The 14,972-nt window shown below is 74.2% G+C and carries 14 protein-coding genes; 3 read left to right on the top strand and 11 right to left on the bottom strand.

Annotated elements, in window-relative coordinates:
* Nucleotides 1-78: 78 nt before the first annotated feature.
* The 4 genes from LGQ04_RS02410 to hrcA form a co-directional block, all read right to left on the bottom strand.
* A complete protein-coding gene (locus tag LGQ04_RS02410) occupies nucleotides 79-435 on the bottom strand; it encodes an HIT domain-containing protein (protein WP_229241898.1) in 357 nt (118 codons plus the stop codon).
* Between the two features lie 88 nt (nucleotides 436-523).
* Nucleotides 524-1,330 (bottom strand): 16S rRNA (uracil(1498)-N(3))-methyltransferase, encoded by an 807-nt coding sequence (locus LGQ04_RS02405; protein ID WP_229241896.1) that lies wholly within the window; start codon nucleotides 1,328-1,330, stop codon nucleotides 524-526.
* A gap of 25 nt (nucleotides 1,331-1,355) precedes the next feature.
* The gene (gene dnaJ, locus LGQ04_RS02400; protein ID WP_229241894.1) at nucleotides 1,356-2,480 is read right to left on the bottom strand and encodes a molecular chaperone DnaJ; all 1,125 of its coding nucleotides are present in this window, start codon (nucleotides 2,478-2,480) and stop codon (nucleotides 1,356-1,358) included.
* A gap of 115 nt (nucleotides 2,481-2,595) precedes the next feature.
* Entirely contained in the window at nucleotides 2,596-3,612 is a 1,017-nt protein-coding gene (gene hrcA, locus LGQ04_RS02395) for a heat-inducible transcriptional repressor HrcA (protein ID WP_229241893.1), read from the bottom strand.
* A 202-nt stretch (nucleotides 3,613-3,814) separates the two neighbouring features.
* Here hrcA and LGQ04_RS02390 point away from each other — a divergent pair, with 202 nt between their 5' ends.
* Complete coding sequence (locus LGQ04_RS02390; protein ID WP_229241891.1) at nucleotides 3,815-4,675, top strand: DUF3097 domain-containing protein; 861 nt, start codon at nucleotides 3,815-3,817, stop codon at nucleotides 4,673-4,675.
* 9 nt (nucleotides 4,676-4,684) lie between these two features.
* On the opposite strand, the gene LGQ04_RS02385 is transcribed toward LGQ04_RS02390, so the two are convergent.
* The 4 genes from LGQ04_RS02385 to lepA all read right to left on the bottom strand — a co-directional run bounded on the left by LGQ04_RS02385 (nucleotide 4,685) and on the right by lepA (nucleotide 9,899).
* The gene (locus tag LGQ04_RS02385; protein ID WP_229241889.1) at nucleotides 4,685-5,395 is read right to left on the bottom strand and encodes a DUF2189 domain-containing protein; all 711 of its coding nucleotides are present in this window, start codon (nucleotides 5,393-5,395) and stop codon (nucleotides 4,685-4,687) included.
* A 122-nt stretch (nucleotides 5,396-5,517) separates the two neighbouring features.
* Complete coding sequence (locus tag LGQ04_RS02380; RefSeq protein ID WP_229241887.1) at nucleotides 5,518-6,570, bottom strand: DUF7544 domain-containing protein; 1,053 nt, start codon at nucleotides 6,568-6,570, stop codon at nucleotides 5,518-5,520.
* A 163-nt stretch (nucleotides 6,571-6,733) separates the two neighbouring features.
* Nucleotides 6,734-8,014, bottom strand: a complete 1,281-nt coding sequence (gene hemW, locus LGQ04_RS02375) for a radical SAM family heme chaperone HemW (protein ID WP_229241886.1) — start codon at nucleotides 8,012-8,014, stop codon at nucleotides 6,734-6,736.
* Between the two features lie 4 nt (nucleotides 8,015-8,018).
* Nucleotides 8,019-9,899: a translation elongation factor 4 gene (lepA, locus tag LGQ04_RS02370; protein ID WP_267493958.1), complete on the bottom strand. Its 1,881-nt coding sequence runs from the start codon at nucleotides 9,897-9,899 to the stop codon at nucleotides 8,019-8,021.
* 218 nt (nucleotides 9,900-10,117) lie between these two features.
* Between lepA and LGQ04_RS02365 the strand changes: the two genes are divergently transcribed.
* Both LGQ04_RS02365 and LGQ04_RS02360 read left to right on the top strand, forming a co-directional pair.
* Nucleotides 10,118-10,678, top strand: coding sequence for a type 1 glutamine amidotransferase domain-containing protein (locus LGQ04_RS02365; protein ID WP_229241885.1), 561 nt, complete (start codon nucleotides 10,118-10,120; stop codon nucleotides 10,676-10,678).
* A gap of 50 nt (nucleotides 10,679-10,728) precedes the next feature.
* Nucleotides 10,729-11,484 (top strand): maleylpyruvate isomerase family mycothiol-dependent enzyme, encoded by a 756-nt coding sequence (locus LGQ04_RS02360; RefSeq protein ID WP_229241883.1) that lies wholly within the window; start codon nucleotides 10,729-10,731, stop codon nucleotides 11,482-11,484.
* Between the two features lie 12 nt (nucleotides 11,485-11,496).
* Here the strand turns inward: LGQ04_RS02360 and LGQ04_RS02355 are convergent, their stop codons facing one another.
* Genes LGQ04_RS02355 through LGQ04_RS02345 form a run of 3 tightly spaced genes read right to left on the bottom strand, consistent with a single transcriptional unit; the run spans nucleotide 11,497 to nucleotide 14,947 of the window.
* On the bottom strand, nucleotides 11,497-12,339 hold the full coding sequence (locus LGQ04_RS02355; protein ID WP_229241881.1) for a transglutaminase family protein: 843 nt from the start codon (nucleotides 12,337-12,339) through the stop codon (nucleotides 11,497-11,499).
* Nucleotides 12,336-13,268 (bottom strand): alpha-E domain-containing protein, encoded by a 933-nt coding sequence (locus tag LGQ04_RS02350; RefSeq protein ID WP_229241879.1) that lies wholly within the window; start codon nucleotides 13,266-13,268, stop codon nucleotides 12,336-12,338. The genes LGQ04_RS02355 and LGQ04_RS02350 overlap by 4 nt, the downstream gene beginning before the upstream one ends.
* A complete protein-coding gene (locus LGQ04_RS02345; protein ID WP_229241878.1) occupies nucleotides 13,262-14,947 on the bottom strand; it encodes a circularly permuted type 2 ATP-grasp protein in 1,686 nt (561 codons plus the stop codon). Before LGQ04_RS02345 ends, LGQ04_RS02350 begins: the two co-directional genes overlap by 7 nt.
* Nucleotides 14,948-14,972 lie beyond the last annotated feature (25 nt).

Here is a 14,972-nt window from a genome sequence, read left to right as displayed (position 1 = left end):
GTGGCAGGGCCTTCCCATCGTACCGAGCGGGAGGTGCCTCTTCACGCGCATTGGACGGCGACGGCGGCCCGACCGGGCTCAGGCCGGCGACCAGCCGAGCTCCGCGCCGCCGATCACGTGCCCGTGGACGTGGAACACGCTCTGCCCGGCGCGGGGGCCGGAGTTGAAGATCAGCCGGAACTGGCCGTCCGCGAGCTCGCCCGCCACCTCGTCGGCGAGCGCGACGACGTCGCCGAGCAGCTCGGGATCGGCGGCGGCGAGCTGCGCGATGTCGCCGTGGTGGTCGCGCGGCACCACGAGCACGTGCACGGGCGCCTTCGGGTCGATGTCCCGGAACGCGACGGAGCGCTCGCTTGTCGCGACGACGTCGGCAGGGACCTCGCCCGCGACGATCCGGCAGAAGAGGCAGTCGGTGGAGGTGCCCTGGCTCGTCATGCGCCCGACCCTAGCCCAGGGCCGGTGCGGTCGCCCGCGACCGCGCCGGCCCGCGACGTCGGGACGATGTCCGGCGCCGGTGCGAGGCTCAGCCGTCCTGGGTGGCCCAACGCCCCAGCCGCTGCGCGAGCAGCGCGATCGCGACCGGGCCCGCCGTCGACGTCCGGAGCACGTGCGGCCCGAGGCGCGCCGCGACGGCGCCCGCCGCCGTCAGCGCGTCGAGCTCACGCTCGGAGATGCCGCCCTCCGGGCCCACGACGACCAGCACGCGCGGGGCGACGCCCGCGCCGGTCCGCCCGTCCGGCCCGGCGCCGGGCGCGGGCAGCGCGACCTCCGCGAGCGGCGTCGTCGCCTCCTCGTGCAGCACGACGACGCACCCCCCGCCCGCGACGACCTCCGCCGTCCGCTCGGCGAGGCCGCGCGAGTCGAGCGGCAGCCCCACCTCGGGCAGCCGCGCCCGCCGCGCCTGCTTCGTCGCGGTCCGGACCGTCGCGAGCCACCGCGCACGGGACTTCGCCGCACGCTCGCCGCGCCACACCACGACGGACCGCTCGGCCTGCCACGGCACGACCGCGTCCGCGCCCACCTCGGTCGCCGCCTCGATCGCCAGCTCGTCCCGGTCGCCCTTGGCGAGCGCCTGGACGAGGGTCACGACGACGTCCGGCTCCGGCTCGCGGTCGACCTCCTGCACGAGCAGCGTCACGGCGCCGCCGTCCGCCGACTCCACGACGCAGCGCAGCCGCAGGCCCAGCCCGTCGACGACGTCGACGCGCTCCCCGCGCCCCTTGCGCTGCACGACCCCCGCGTGGCGGCCCTCCGCGCCGTCGAGCACGTACCGGTCCCCGGGCGCGACGGCGTCGAGCCCGGTCTCCGCCAGGAACACGGGCGCGCTCACCGCTCGACCTCCCCCACGGCCGGCCTCAGCGCCCGGAGAGCTTGTCGCGCAGGCGCGAGAAGACACCCGGGTGCGCGGCGGACAGGCGCGGCTCCGGCCGCTCCTCGCCGCGCAGGGACGCGAGCGAGCGCAGCAGCTGCTCCTGCTCGTCGTCCATGCCCGTGGGCACCTGGACCTCGATGTGCACGTTGAGGTCGCCGCGGCCCCCGGCGTGCAGGTGACCGACACCCAGGTTCTTCAGCGTGACGATCTGGCCGGGCTGCGTCCCGGGCCGCAGGTCGATCTCCTGGAGGCCGTCGAGGGTCTCGAGCTCGAGCACCGTGCCGAGCGCTGCCGCCGTCATCGGCACCTGGAGCGTGCAGTGCAGGTCGTCCCCGCGGCGCACGAACGTGTCGTGGTTGCGCTCGCGGATCTCCACGTAGAGGTCGCCCGCCGGTCCGCCCGCCGGGCCGACCTCGCCCTGCGCCGTGAGCTTGATGCGGGTCCCCGTGTCGACGCCCGCCGGGACGTTCACCGTGAGGGTGCGGCGCGAGCGCACGCGGCCCTCGCCCGAGCACTCCGCGCACGGCTCCGGGATGACCGTGCCGAACCCCTGGCACGCGGCGCAGGGCGCGCTCGTCATGACCTGGCCGAGGAACGACCGGGCCACGCGCTGCACGGTGCCGCGCCCGTGGCACACCTCGCACGTGCGCGGCGAGGTCCCGGGGCGGCAGCAGGAGCCGCCGCACGTCCCGCACACCACGGCCGTGTCGACCTGGAGCTCACGCTTGGCGCCGAACGTCGCCTCGGCCAGCTCGATGTCGAGCCGCACGAGCGCGTCCTGGCCGCGGCGGGCGCGCGGGATCGGACCCTGCTGCGCCTGCCCGCCGCCGAAGAACGTCTCGAAGATGTCCTGGAAGCCGAACCCTCCGCCCATCGGGCCGCCCGCGCCGCCGCCGGGGGCGCTCGGGTCGACGCCGAGGTCGTACTGCTGGCGCTTCTCCGGGTTGGACAGCACCTCGTAGGCGCGCGCGACGTCCTTGAACCGGTCGCCCGCCTCCTCCCCCGCGACGTCGGGGTGCAGCTCGCGCGCGAGCCGGCGGTACGCCTTCTTGATCTGCTCCGGGCTGGCGTCGCGGGCCACGCCGAGGATCTCGTAGTAGTCGCTCACACGTCACTCTCTGCTGGTGCCGGTCGCCGGGACGAGGTCCCGTCAGGGTGGGTGGTCCGGGGTCGGAGGTCGGGCCGCGCGCGGGGCGGGGCGACCGCGCGGAACGGGTGGCGGGTCACGTGCCCAGCACCCGGGAGAGGTAGCGGGCGACCGCGCGGACCGCGGCGATCGTCCCCGGGTAGTCCATGCGCGTCGGGCCGATCGACCCGACCAGGGCGACCGTGTCGCCGTCGTTACCGTAACCGGTCGTCACGACGGACGTCTCCGAGAGGTTCTCGAGCTGGGTCTCGCGCCCGATCCGGACGCTCACCCCCGACTCCGCGGCCATCTCCGTGAGGAGCCCCAGGAGCACGACCTGCTCCTCCAGCGCCTCGAGGACGGGACGCAGGGCGTGCTCGAACCGCATGCCGTCGCGCGCCAGGTTCGCCGTGCCCGCGAGGACGAGGCGTTCCTCGCTCTCCTCCGCGAGGGTCTGCGCGACGAGGTCGCCCACCGCACGGGCGAGCGGGGCGTCGTCGGGGTGGAAGGACTCCGCGACCCGGGCGAGCCCCTGCGCGAGGGTCGCGAGCCGCTGCCCCGCGGCGGCGGCGTTGAGCCGTGCGCGGACCTCCGCGAGCGTCCCCTCGTCCGGGACCGTGCCGACCTCCAGCATGCGCTGCTCCACCCGGCCCGTGTCCGTGATGATCACCACGAGCAGCCGGGAGTCGGAGACGGGCACCAGCTCGAGGTGCCGCAGGCCCGAGCGCCGCAGTGACGGGTACTGCACGACGGCGACCTGGCCGGTCAACTGGGCGAGGAGGCGTCCCGCACGGGCGATGACGTCGTCGAGGTCCACCCCCTCGGACAGGAACGTCTCGATCGCGCGCTTCTCCGGCGAGGACAGGGGCTTCACCCCGGAGAGCCGGTCCACGAACAGCCGGTAGCCCTTGTCCGTCGGGACGCGACCGGCGGACGTGTGGGGCTGGGCGATGAACCCCGCCTCTTCCAGCGCCGCCATGTCGTTGCGGATCGTCGCCGGGGACACGCCGAGGTCGTGGCGCTCGGTGAGCACGCGCGACCCCACGGGCTCGCGCGTGAGGACGTAGTCCTCGACGATCGCCCGCAGGACCTCGAGCCGCCGCTCCTCGCTCACGTCCACCTCCTCAGGGTTCCCCGCGCGACCGTCCGACGGCCGGCGCGGGGTCGGCACTCTCGACCTCCGAGTGCCAAGCCTACGCGTCCGGACCCCCGGCCCCCGCGCCCTCCGCTCGCCGCGAACACCCGGCCGCGGACCACCCGGACACGGGGCGTGTCGTTCGCCCGCCCCGCCGCCCGGACGAACCTAGGGTGTGCCCGTGCCTACCGACCGCTACGGCTCCGACGTCCTCGGCGGACCCCCCGCCCCCCACCACCGCGCGCGCCCCGTCTCGCGCCCGCAGGCCGCCCAGCACGGCCTCGTCGTCGAGGAGGTGCAGTCGGGGTGGGTGGGCGCCGTCGTCCGCGTCGAGAAGTCCGGAGGGATGCACCTCGTCGTGCTGGAGGACCGCGCCGGCCGCACCCGGTCCTTCCCCCTCGGCCCCGGGTTCTGGGTCGACGGCGAGCCCGTCGAGCTCACGCCCCCCGTGACGTCCCGCGCACCCGCGCCCCCGGCCCGCACCGCCTCCGGGTCCCGCGCCGTCGCCGGGCAGCGCGCCCGCGTCGCGCGCGGCAGCCGCATCTGGGTCGAGGGCAAGCACGACGCCGAGCTCGTCGAGAAGGTGTGGGGCGACGACCTCCGGGTGGAGGGCGTCGTCGTCGAGCCCCTGCACGGCGTCGACGACCTCGCGGCGGCGCTCGCCGACTTCGGCCCGACGCCGCAGCGCCGCGTGGGCGTGCTCGTGGACCACCTGGTGCCGGGGAGCAAGGAGCGGCGGATCGCCGACGACGCGATCCGCCGCTCCCCCGCCGGCACCGTGCTCGTGCTCGGGCACCCGTACGTCGACGTGTGGCAGGCGGTGAAGCCCACGCGCGTGGGGCTCGACCGCTGGCCGGTGATCGAGCGGGGCACCGAGTGGAAGCGGGGCATCCTGCGCGAGCTGGGCTGGCCCGCGGACAGCGCGGAGGACGTCGGCCGCGCGTGGCAGCGCATCCTCGGCACCGTGCGCACCTACGCCGACCTGGAGCCGTCCCTGCTGGGCCGCGTCGAGGAGCTCATCGACTTCGTCACGGCTCCCTGACCGCCGGGCTCAGGCAGGCGTCTGCCCGAGGAGGCGCCGGTAGGCGTAGGCCGTCGCGACGTAGCTCAGGGGGATCGTCACGAACAGGCCGAGGCCGAGCGGGATCGCACCGAGGACGTTGATGCCCGCGAGCGCCAGGAGCAGCAGCAGGACGGAGCCGAAGCTCCGGGAGACGAGGGCCCAGCTCGACCGGATCGCCGTGAAGGCGTCCTGCCCACGGTCGAGCGTGAACGGGTACACGAACACCGAGAAGACGACGACGAGCAGGCCCGGCACGATGCACAGCACGAGCCCGACCCCGGTGAGGACGCCCACGACGAGGGCGGCGACGAGCACGTTGACCACGTTGCCGATGCGGAAGAACGCCGCGACGTCGGGCCGTCGTCCCGCGGTCTCGTCGAGCGCGCCGCGCGTGAAGAACGCCGTGACGAGGTAGCTGATCACCGTGCCCACCACGCCGAGCAGGACGCTCGTGAACGTCAGCCCGGTGACGGCGGCGAGGTTCGTGGCTCCGAGGTCGAGGGAGTCGGTGAGGCGGTCGACGCTCCCGGTGACGAGGTTCCACGCCACGTTCACGGCGACGAACAGCAGCGCGACGAGGACCCACGGCCCAAGGTTCGACGTCACGGCTCGCCACCCGTAGGAGACGGCCTCGCCCACCCGGAACCCGGGTTCCTCGTACGACGGCACCCGCGGGCCGGCGGTCGGGCCGGACGTCATGGGACCACCCCCTCCTCGTCGCGGTCGCGGCACCGTGCGCCGCTGTCCCTACGATGACCGCTCCGGCCACCGGGCGCGCGTCGGGCGCCCGGCGGCCGGTGACGGTCACCCGGCACGACCCGTCAGACGGGCTGCTCGTGGTTGAGGCGGCGGTACACGTAGGCCGTCGCGATCTGCGCGACGGGGAGCGCGACGAGCAGACCCACGTAGCACAGCAGCACGCCGATGATCTGGGCGACGTAGACCCCGAGGAACAGCACGACGACCGTCCCGAGGTTGCGGCTCACCGTGGTGAAGCTGGCCTTGAGGGCGTCGAACACCGCGAGGTTCTTGTCGATGACGTAGAAGATCGTGAACTGGGCGAAGAACGCGAAGACGATCCCGCCGACGATCGTGATGCTGAGGATCCCGACCGCGAGCCCGACGACGAGCGCCGCGAGGACGACGTTGAGCAGGTTCGGCACACGGAAGAAGTCGGCGAACTCGATCTTCTTGCCGCGCGTGATGAGCAACGACACGTTGACGACGACCGCCTGCACGAACAGGCCGAGCACCACGATGATCGCGACGTAGAGGAACGTGCCGAACCCGAACGCCAGACCACCGGTGGTGCTGAGCTCGCCCGTGTTCGGGTCGATCGTCGTGCTCGCGGTCCCGATGAGGAGGAAGAAGAACACGATGCTGAGGACCAGCAGCGCCGCCGCCCACGCGAGCACGCCGCCGATGATCACGCCGGCGTTCTGCGTGAACTTGTTCCAGCCGTAGTTGAACGCGTCGCCGATCTGGACCGGCTGGTCGGCCTGGCCGTACGGCTGGCCGGGGGGCGGGTAGGGCTGCCCGTACGGCTGGGCGGGCGGCGGCTGCTGGCCGTACGGGGCCTGCCCGGGCGGCGGGTAGCCCGGCTGGCCGGGCGGCGGCTGCTGGCCGTACGGGGCCTGCCCGGGCGGCGGGTAGCCCGGCTGGCCCGCGGGAGGCTGCCCCGCTCCGGGCTGCGGACCCACCGGGGGCTGCTGCCCGTACGGCGAGGCGGCGGAGGGCGGCCCGCCCGCGCCGTACGGGTCGGCCGCACCGGGGGCGCTCTCGGGTGCCGGCGGCTCGGCCGGTCGTCCGGGCTCCCGCGGGGTCTGCGGCTGGTCCTTGTCGCCCGGCGTCGCGCCGTCGGTCGTGTCGCTCATCGCGTCTCCTCGATCAGGTCGTGTCCGGCCGCGGTCCGTGACGCGGTGCGGACCGTGTGAAGGTCTCGTGCCGGTCACGCATTTCGCGGTCGGGTCCAGCCTGTCGAGGATCGGGGCCGAGCGCCAGAGGAACCGCCGGATCGGTGCCGCGAATCACCCGCCCTCAGCCGTCGGTGAGCGCCCGCACGACCGTGTCGGCGAGGAGCCGGCCGCGCAGCGTGAGGACGGCGCGCCCCGCGACGGCGGCGCGCCCGTCCAGCAGCCCGTCGGCGACGAGGCCCGCGACGGCGTGGCGGGCACCGGCGTCGAGCACGCCGAGGTCGAGGCCCTCGCGCAGCCGCACGCCGAGCATGACCCGCTCCAGCGCGCCCTCGTCGTGCGTGAGCAGCTCGCGGCCCGCGGCAGGGCTCGACCCTGCCTCGAGGAGCGCCGCGTACCGTCGCGGGTGCTTGACGTTCCACCACCGCACGCCCGTCGCCCCCGCATCCCGGGCCGCGTCGTCGTCCGCCGCGGCGACGTAGGAGTGGGCGCCGGGGCCGACCCCCCACCAGTCGTCGCCGCGCCAGTACGCGAGGTTGTGCCGGCAGCGGTCGTCGTCGGTCCGGGCCCAGTTGCTCACCTCGTACCAGGAGAGCCCTGCCTCGGTGAGCAGCGCGTCGGCGAGCTCGTACTTCGCCGCCTCGTCGTCGTCGTCCGGCGCCGGCAGGTCGCCACGCCGCACCTGGGCCGCCATGCGCGTGCCCGGCTCGACCACGAGCGCGTACGCCGAGACGTGGTCGACGCCCGTGTCGAGGGCGGCCTCCAGGCTCGCCCGCCAGTCGTCGAGGCTCTCCCCCGGCGTGCCGTAGATGAGGTCGAGCGACACCTTGAGGCCGGCGTCCGCGGCCCACCGCACGACGTCGGGCACGCGCCGCGGGTCGTGGGTGCGGTCGAGCGTCGCGAGGACGTGCGGCACGGCCGACTGCATGCCGAACGACACGCGCGTGAATCCCGCCGCGGCGAGCTCCGCGAGCGACGCGGGCGTCACGGAGTCCGGGTTCGCCTCGGTGGTCACCTCGACACCGGGCGCGAGCCCCCAGGCGGCCCGGACGCCGTCGAGCATCCGCACGAGGTCGCCCGCGGGCAGCATCGTCGGGGTGCCGCCCCCCACGAAGACCGTGGACACCGGACGCTCGGGGACCCGCGCGTCGCGCAGCACGCGCGCCGCGAGGTCGATCTCCCGCAGCGCCGTCGTCGCGTACGACGCCTGGCTCGCGCCGCCGCCGAGCTCGGACGCCGTATACGTGTTGAAGTCGCAGTACCCGCACCGCACCGAGCAGAACGGCACGTGCAGGTACACGCCGAAGCTCCCGCGGCCGGACCCCGCCCCGTCCGGGTCGCCCACCCACGCGGGCAGGGCGCCGTCGTCGGGCACGGGCTCGCCGTCGGGCAGGGCCGGGCTCACCGCGTCACTTCTTCGACTTGTCCTTCGCGTCCTTGGCGCCCGCGGAGTCGGACGAGAGCGCGGCGATGAAGGCGTCCTTCGGGACCTCGACGGACCCGATGTTCTTCATGCGCTTCTTGCCCTCCTTCTGCTTCTCGAGCAGCTTGCGCTTGCGGCTGATGTCACCGCCGTAGCACTTCGCGAGGACGTCCTTGCGCATCGCGCGGACCGTCTCGCGCGCGATGACGCGCGCACCGACGGCCGCCTGGATCGGCACCTCGAACTGCTGGCGCGGGATGATCTCCTTGAGCTTGGCGGTCATCATCACGCCGTAGTCGTACGCCTTGTCCTTGTGCACGATCGCGCTGAATGCGTCCACCTGCTCGCCCTGGAGCAGGATGTCGACCTTGACGAGGTCGGCCACCTGGTCGCCGGACGGCTCGTAGTCGAGCGACGCGTAGCCGCGCGTGCGCGACTTGAGCTGGTCGAAGAAGTCGAACACGATCTCGGCGAGCGGCAGCGTGAAGCGCAGCTCGACGCGGTCCTCGGACAGGTAGTCCATGCCGAGCATCTGGCCGCGCCGGTCGTTGCACAGCCCCATGACGGTGCCGACGAACTCGCTCGGGGCCAGGATGGTCGCGCGCACGACCGGCTCCTGGACCTCCTTGATCTTCCCGCCCGGGAACTCCGACGGGTTCGTCACCTTGACGACCGTGCGGTCCTCCAGCGTGACGTCGTAGACGACGTTCGGCGCCGTCGAGATGAGGTCGAGGTCGAACTCGCGCTCCAGGCGCTCGCGCACGATCTCCAGGTGCAGCAGGCCGAGGAAGCCCACGCGGAACCCGAAGCCGAGCGCGACCGACGTCTCGGGCTCGTAGTTGAGCGCCGCGTCGTTGAGCTTGAGCTTGTCGAGCGCGTCGCGCAGCGCCGGGTAGTCGGAGCCGTCGATCGGGTACAGGCCGGAGAACACCATCGGCTTCGGGTCGGAGTACCCGCCGAGCGCCTCGGCCGCGGGCTTGGCCATGTTCGTGACCGTGTCGCCGACCTTCGACTGGCGCACGTCCTTCACGCCCGTGATGAGGTAGCCGACCTCGCCGACGCCCAGCCCCTTCGTCGGGATGGGCTCGGGCGAGATGACGCCGATCTCCAGGAGCTCGTGCGACGCGCGCGTCGACATCATGGCGATGCGCTCGCGCGGGTTGAGGTTGCCGTCGACGACGCGGACGTACGTCACGACGCCGCGGTACGTGTCGTAGACCGAGTCGAAGATCATCGCGCGGGCCGGGGCGCTCGCGTCGCCCACGGGCGCGGGGACGCGCTCGACGATGCGGTCGAGCAGCGCCTCGACGCCCTCGCCGGTCTTGCCCGACACCTTGAGGACGTCCGCCGGGTCGCCCCCGACGAGCCCGGCGATCTCCTCCGCGTACTTCTCCGGCTGCGCCGCGGGCAGGTCGATCTTGTTGAGCACCGGGATGATCTCGAGCTCGTTCTCCATCGCGAGGTAGAGGTTCGCGAGGGTCTGCGCCTCGATGCCCTGCGCCGCGTCGACGAGCAGCACCGCGCCCTCGCACGCCGCGAGCGACCGCGACACCTCGTAGGTGAAGTCGACGTGGCCCGGCGTGTCGATCATGTTCAGCGCGTGCGCGTCGTCGCCCACCTGCCAGGGCATGCGCACGGCCTGCGACTTGATCGTGATGCCGCGCTCGCGCTCGATGTCCATCCGGTCGAGGTACTGCGCGCGCATCGCGCGCGGCTCGACGACTCCCGTGAGCTGCAGCATCCGGTCGGCGAGCGTCGACTTGCCGTGGTCGATGTGCGCGATGATGCAGAAGTTGCGGATGAGCTCCGGCGGCGTCGCCGCGGGCTGGATCCGGGCGCTGCGCTCGGGGCTGGGGATCGGGGACAACGCGGGTGCGCTCCTGTCACGTGGGCTGGGGCGTGGTCGGTCGGTCGACCGGTCGCGTCCTGCGGTGCGACGCGGACGGACCACCATCCTCCCACGTGCCGCCGCGACGACGGGACGCGCGGCCGACCTGCGAGCGGGTCCGCACCGGCCTAGCGTGACGAGGAGACGCGGGCCGGCGCGCGCCGCCGTCCGCACCGCCCCGACGAGAGGAGACCCCCGTGGCCACGACGGATCTCGGCGGCCGCCGCGTGCTGGCGATCGTCACCAACTACGGCGTCGAGCAGGACGAGCTCGTCGTCCCCCTCGACCACCTGCGCGAGGAGGGCGTCCGGGTCGACGTCGCGGCGTCGTCCACCGACGACGTGCAGACGCTCGTGGGCGACAAGGACCCCGGCCGGGTCGTCACGCCCGACCTCACCCACGCCGACGTCGACGCGACGGCCTACGACCTCCTCCTCGTGCCCGGCGGGACGCTCAACGCCGACGCCCTGCGCCTGCAGGACGACGCGATGCAGATCGTGCGGTCGTTCACGACGGCCGGCAAGCCGGTCGCGGCGATCTGCCACGGCCCGTGGGCCCTCGTGGAGACGGCGGCGGTCGAGGGCAAGACCCTGACGAGCTACCCGTCGCTCGAGACCGACGTGCTCAACGCGGGCGGCGGCTGGGTCGACCGGCCCGTCGTGCGGGACGACGAGGGCGGCTACACGCTCGTCACGTCGCGCACCCCGGACGACCTCGACGCGTTCCTGCGCGAGGTCGACGCGGTCCTCGCCGCCTGACCGGACACGGGGGCTTCCGCGCGCCCGGCCGCTCCGGCAGGATATCGCCCGTGCAGGCCACCACCGTGCCCGACGACGGCCGGGAGCCGCGCGCTCTCGACCACCTCGCCCTGCTGCGCGCGTTCCAGGACGCCTTCCTCACGGACGTCGCCGACGCCGACCCCCGCGCGCCCGTGCCCGCGTGCGGCCGGTGGCGCGTGCGCCACCTCGTCGAGCACCTGGGGCGGATCCACCACTGGGCGGCGGGCCAGGCGCGCCGCCGCACCGAGACGCCGCTCGGCCGCGGCCCCTTCGACCTCGCCCCGTTCTACGCGGCGCAGGCGGCGGAGCTGCGCGAGACCCTCGACGCGCTCGACCCGGACGCGCGGGCGTGGACGCTCCTGGAGAACGACGACCCGGGCTCGACCGTCCGGTTCTGGCACCGTCGCCAGGTTCACGAGACGCTCGTCCACCTCCACGACCTGCGCGCCGCGCGTGGCCGCACGGTCGACGACGTCGCACCCGCCGCCTGGGCCGACACCGTCGACGAGGTGGTCACCGTCATGCAGCCGCGCCAGATCCGGCTCGGTCGCGTCGAGCCACCCGACCACCCGGTCGCGCTCGTCGCGCCCGACGCCGGCCGCTCGTGGGTGCTCGGCGCGCCCGACGACGCCCCGACGACCGTGCGGGTCACGGCACCCGCGCGCGAGCTCGCCCTCGTCCTGTGGCGCCGCGTGCCGCCGGACCCGGGCACCGTTCCGGGTCTGGTGGCCGACGGCGACCCCGACGCGCTCGCGCAGACCCTCGCCGGGCGCATCACGCCCTGAGGACGACGCCCCTCACCGCAGGCGCGTCATCTCGACGGTGACCTCCAGGTCGCTCGCCCCCGGGCCGGCGTAGACGCCGACGAGCGGCGCCACGTCCCGGTACTCGCGCCCGCGCCCCAGCACGACGTGGTCGCGCCCGGCCGGGCGGCGGTTCGTCGGGTCGAACCCGTACCAGGAACCCACCCACCACTCGACCCACGCGTGCGACTCGCCCTCGACGGCCTCGCCCACCGGCGCGTCCGGGCGCGGGTGCAGGTAGCCCGAGACGTAGCGCGTCGGGATGCCGACGCTGCGCAACGCCCCCGCGCACAGGTGCGCCATGTCCTGGCACACCCCCTGCCTCGCCTCCCACGCCTCCGTCGCTGGGGTGTGCGCCGTCGTCACACCGGGGACGTAGTCCAGGCGGTCGCGGACCGCGAGGCACACGGCACGTGCCGCGGCGTGCGGGTCGAGACCGGCCGAGACGTCGAGCGCGAGCGCCGCGACGTCGTCCGGCACCGCCGTGGTCGGGGTGTCGGCGAGGAACGCCGCGTAGGCGTCGAGGACGACGTCGCCGCCCAGCTCGGTCCACGACGGCGGGTCCGCGGGCTCCTCCTGCTCGTCCACCACCACCGTGCTCGTCGCCCGCAGCCGCAGGCGGGAGTGGGGCTCGAGCACCTCGAACGCCGTGACCGTCGTGCCCCAGTAGTCCGCGTAGTCGTGCGACCACGTGGTGGGACGCACGCGGACGTCCGCCTCCTGGACGACCTGGTGCTCGTCCGAGACGGGCGTCATGCGCGCCTCGTTGTAGGACGCCGTCACCGGTGACGGGTAGCGGAACTCGGTCGAGTGCACGACCCGCAGGACGCTGCTCACAACGCCTCCCCCACCCACGTCGTCACGGCTCCCGAGGGGAAGTAGCGCGCCCGGACCGCGTCCGACGCCCTCGAGCACGCGTGCTGCACGCGTTCCATCGTCTCCGGGAGCGCCCCCAGCAGGTCGGGGAGCCGACCGAACTCCAGCGCGCTGCGCACGACGCCCAGCTCGCGGCGCGCCTCGTCCGCGACGCCGCGCCTGCCCTCGAGCGGCCCCAGCTCGCGCAGGCACGTCTCGGCCGTCTCCAGCGCGTGCACGATCGAGCGCGGGAAGAGCCGGTCCAGGAGCAGGAACCCGGCGGCCCGCTCGTCGGACGCCAGCCCCCGGTTGGCCCGCACGTACGACTCGTGCGCGCCGCACGAGCGCAGGAGGGTCGTCCACCCCGGCCCCGCCTCCCCGAGCCGCGCCTGCGTCGTCACGAGCCGCGCCGTCATGTCGGCCCGCTCGATCGACCGCCCGAGGATCATGAAGTGCCAGGTCGCGTCGCGGCTCGTCGCCGAGTCCATGAGCCCGGCGACGATGGCCGCGCGCTCGCGCACCCACGAGAAGTACTCGTGCGGCGGCGCGGTGCGGATCGCCCCGAACACCTGGTTGCGCGTCGTGTTGAGACACTCCCACAGCTCCGTCGAGACGATCTCCCGCGCGCGCCGCGCGTTCTCCCGCGCCGCCACGAGCGATCCCGCGATCGACGACGGGTCGATCTGGTCGTGCGCGAGGACCCGCAGGACGTGCGCGCGGTCGACGAGGCTGCCGTCCGCGGGCACCGGGTGGTCCATGACCGCGAGGAGCGACCGGCACGCGAGGTCCTCCTCCGCCCACGGGTCCTCCGAGAGCAGCTGGACGTGCACGTCGAGGATCCGTGCCGTGTCGTCCGCGCGCTCGACGTACCGGCCGATCCAGAAGAGCGACTCCGCGATGCGGCTCAGCACAGGCCCACCTCCGTCTCCGTCGCGCCCTGTCGTTCCGCGTCGTGCCGCTGTTGCTGCTGTTGCTGTTGCTGTTGCTGTTGCTGCTGTTGCTGCTGCTGCTGGGCGGCGCGGCCGGGGCTGCCCGGGTCGTCCGCGGGGTTGGTCACGAGGGGCACGCCCGGCGCGGCCGAGCCGCCGCCCGCGTGCGCGGCCACCGGGGACCCGCTCCCCCGCGTCCCCGCGGCGCCCGCGGCCTCCGGTCGGCGGTCGTCGCCCGTGAGGACCCACGTGTCCTTCGACCCGCCGCCCTGCGAGCTGTTGACCACGAGCTGCCCCTCCGGGAGCGCGACCCGCGTCAGGCCCCCGGGCAGCACCCACACGTCCCGGCCGTCGTGCACGGCGAACGGGCGCAGGTCGACGTGCCGGGGACGGAACGCGCCGTCGACGAACGTCGGGGTCGTCGAGAGCTGGACGACGGGCTGCGCGATCCAGCCGCGCGGGTCGGCCTGCAGCCGCGAGCGCAGGGCGTCCAGCTCGGCCCGGCTCGCCGCCGGGCCGACGACGATCCCCTTGCCCCCCGACCCGTCGACCGGCTTGACGACGAGCTCGTCGAGGCGTTCCAGCACCTCCGCGAGCGCCTCCGGCTCCTGCAGCCGCCACGTGTCGACGTTCGCCAGGACGGGCTCCTCGCCGAGGTAGTAGCGCACGAGGTCGGGCACGTAGGTGTAGACGAGCTTGTCGTCGGCGACGCCGTTGCCGACCGCGTTCGCGACCGTCACGGTGCCGATGCGGGCGCACGTGAGCAGGCCGGGCACGCCGAGCAGCGAGTCGGCGCGGAACGGCACGGGGTCGAGGAAGACGTCGTCGACGCGCCGGTAGACGACGTCGACACGCCGCCGCCCCTCCGTCGTGCGCATGTAGACGCGACCGCCCGCGCAGAACAGGTCGCGCCCCTCGACGAGCTCGACGCCCATGAGCCGCGCGAGGAGCGCGTGCTCGAAGTACGCGGAGTTGAACACGCCCGGCGTGAGGACGACGACGGTGGGGTCGGGGACGCCGTCGGGCGCGGCGGCGAGGAGTGCGTTGAGCAGCCTTTGCGGGTAGTCGATCACGGGCCGGACCCGCAGGCTGGAGAACAGCTCCGGGAACGTGCGGACCATGGCCCGCCGGTTCGAGAGCACGTAGCTCACCCCGCTGGGCACGCGCACGTTGTCCTCCAGCACGCGGAACCCGCCCGCCTCGTCGCGGATCAGGTCGACCCCGGCCACGTGCACGCGCACGCCGTTCGGTGGCTCGATCCCCCACGCCTCGCGGTGGAACTCCGTCGAGGACAGGACGAGGCGCTGCGGCACGACCCCGTCCGCGACGGCCCGTTGCGGCCCGTAGACGTCGGCGAGGAAGGCCTCCAGCGCCCGGACGCGCTGCGCGACGCCCCGCTCCACGACGTCCCACTCGTCCGGCTCGACGACGCGCGGCACCACGTCGAGCGGGAACGGTCGTTCCTCCCCCGCGAAGTCGAACGTCACGCCCTGCGCGAGGTAGGCGCGCGCGAGGGAGTCGGCGCGTGCGGCGACCTCGTCGGCGGTCAGCCGCGTCATCGTCGCGTGGACCTGCTCGTAGCGTGGCCGCAGCGTGCCGTCGCGGTCGAGCATCTCGTCCCAGGCCCGCGAGACCGGGTAGTCGTCGAACAGGTCCGCCATGCCCGCACGGTAGGCGCGACGGGAT

It is taken from the genome of Cellulosimicrobium marinum (assembly GCF_020551945.1).
GTDB classification, from domain to species: domain Bacteria; phylum Actinomycetota; class Actinomycetes; order Actinomycetales; family Cellulomonadaceae; genus Cellulosimicrobium; species Cellulosimicrobium marinum.
Note: the sequence above shows the minus strand (reverse complement) of the source record. Positions and strands in the feature narration are given on the sequence as shown.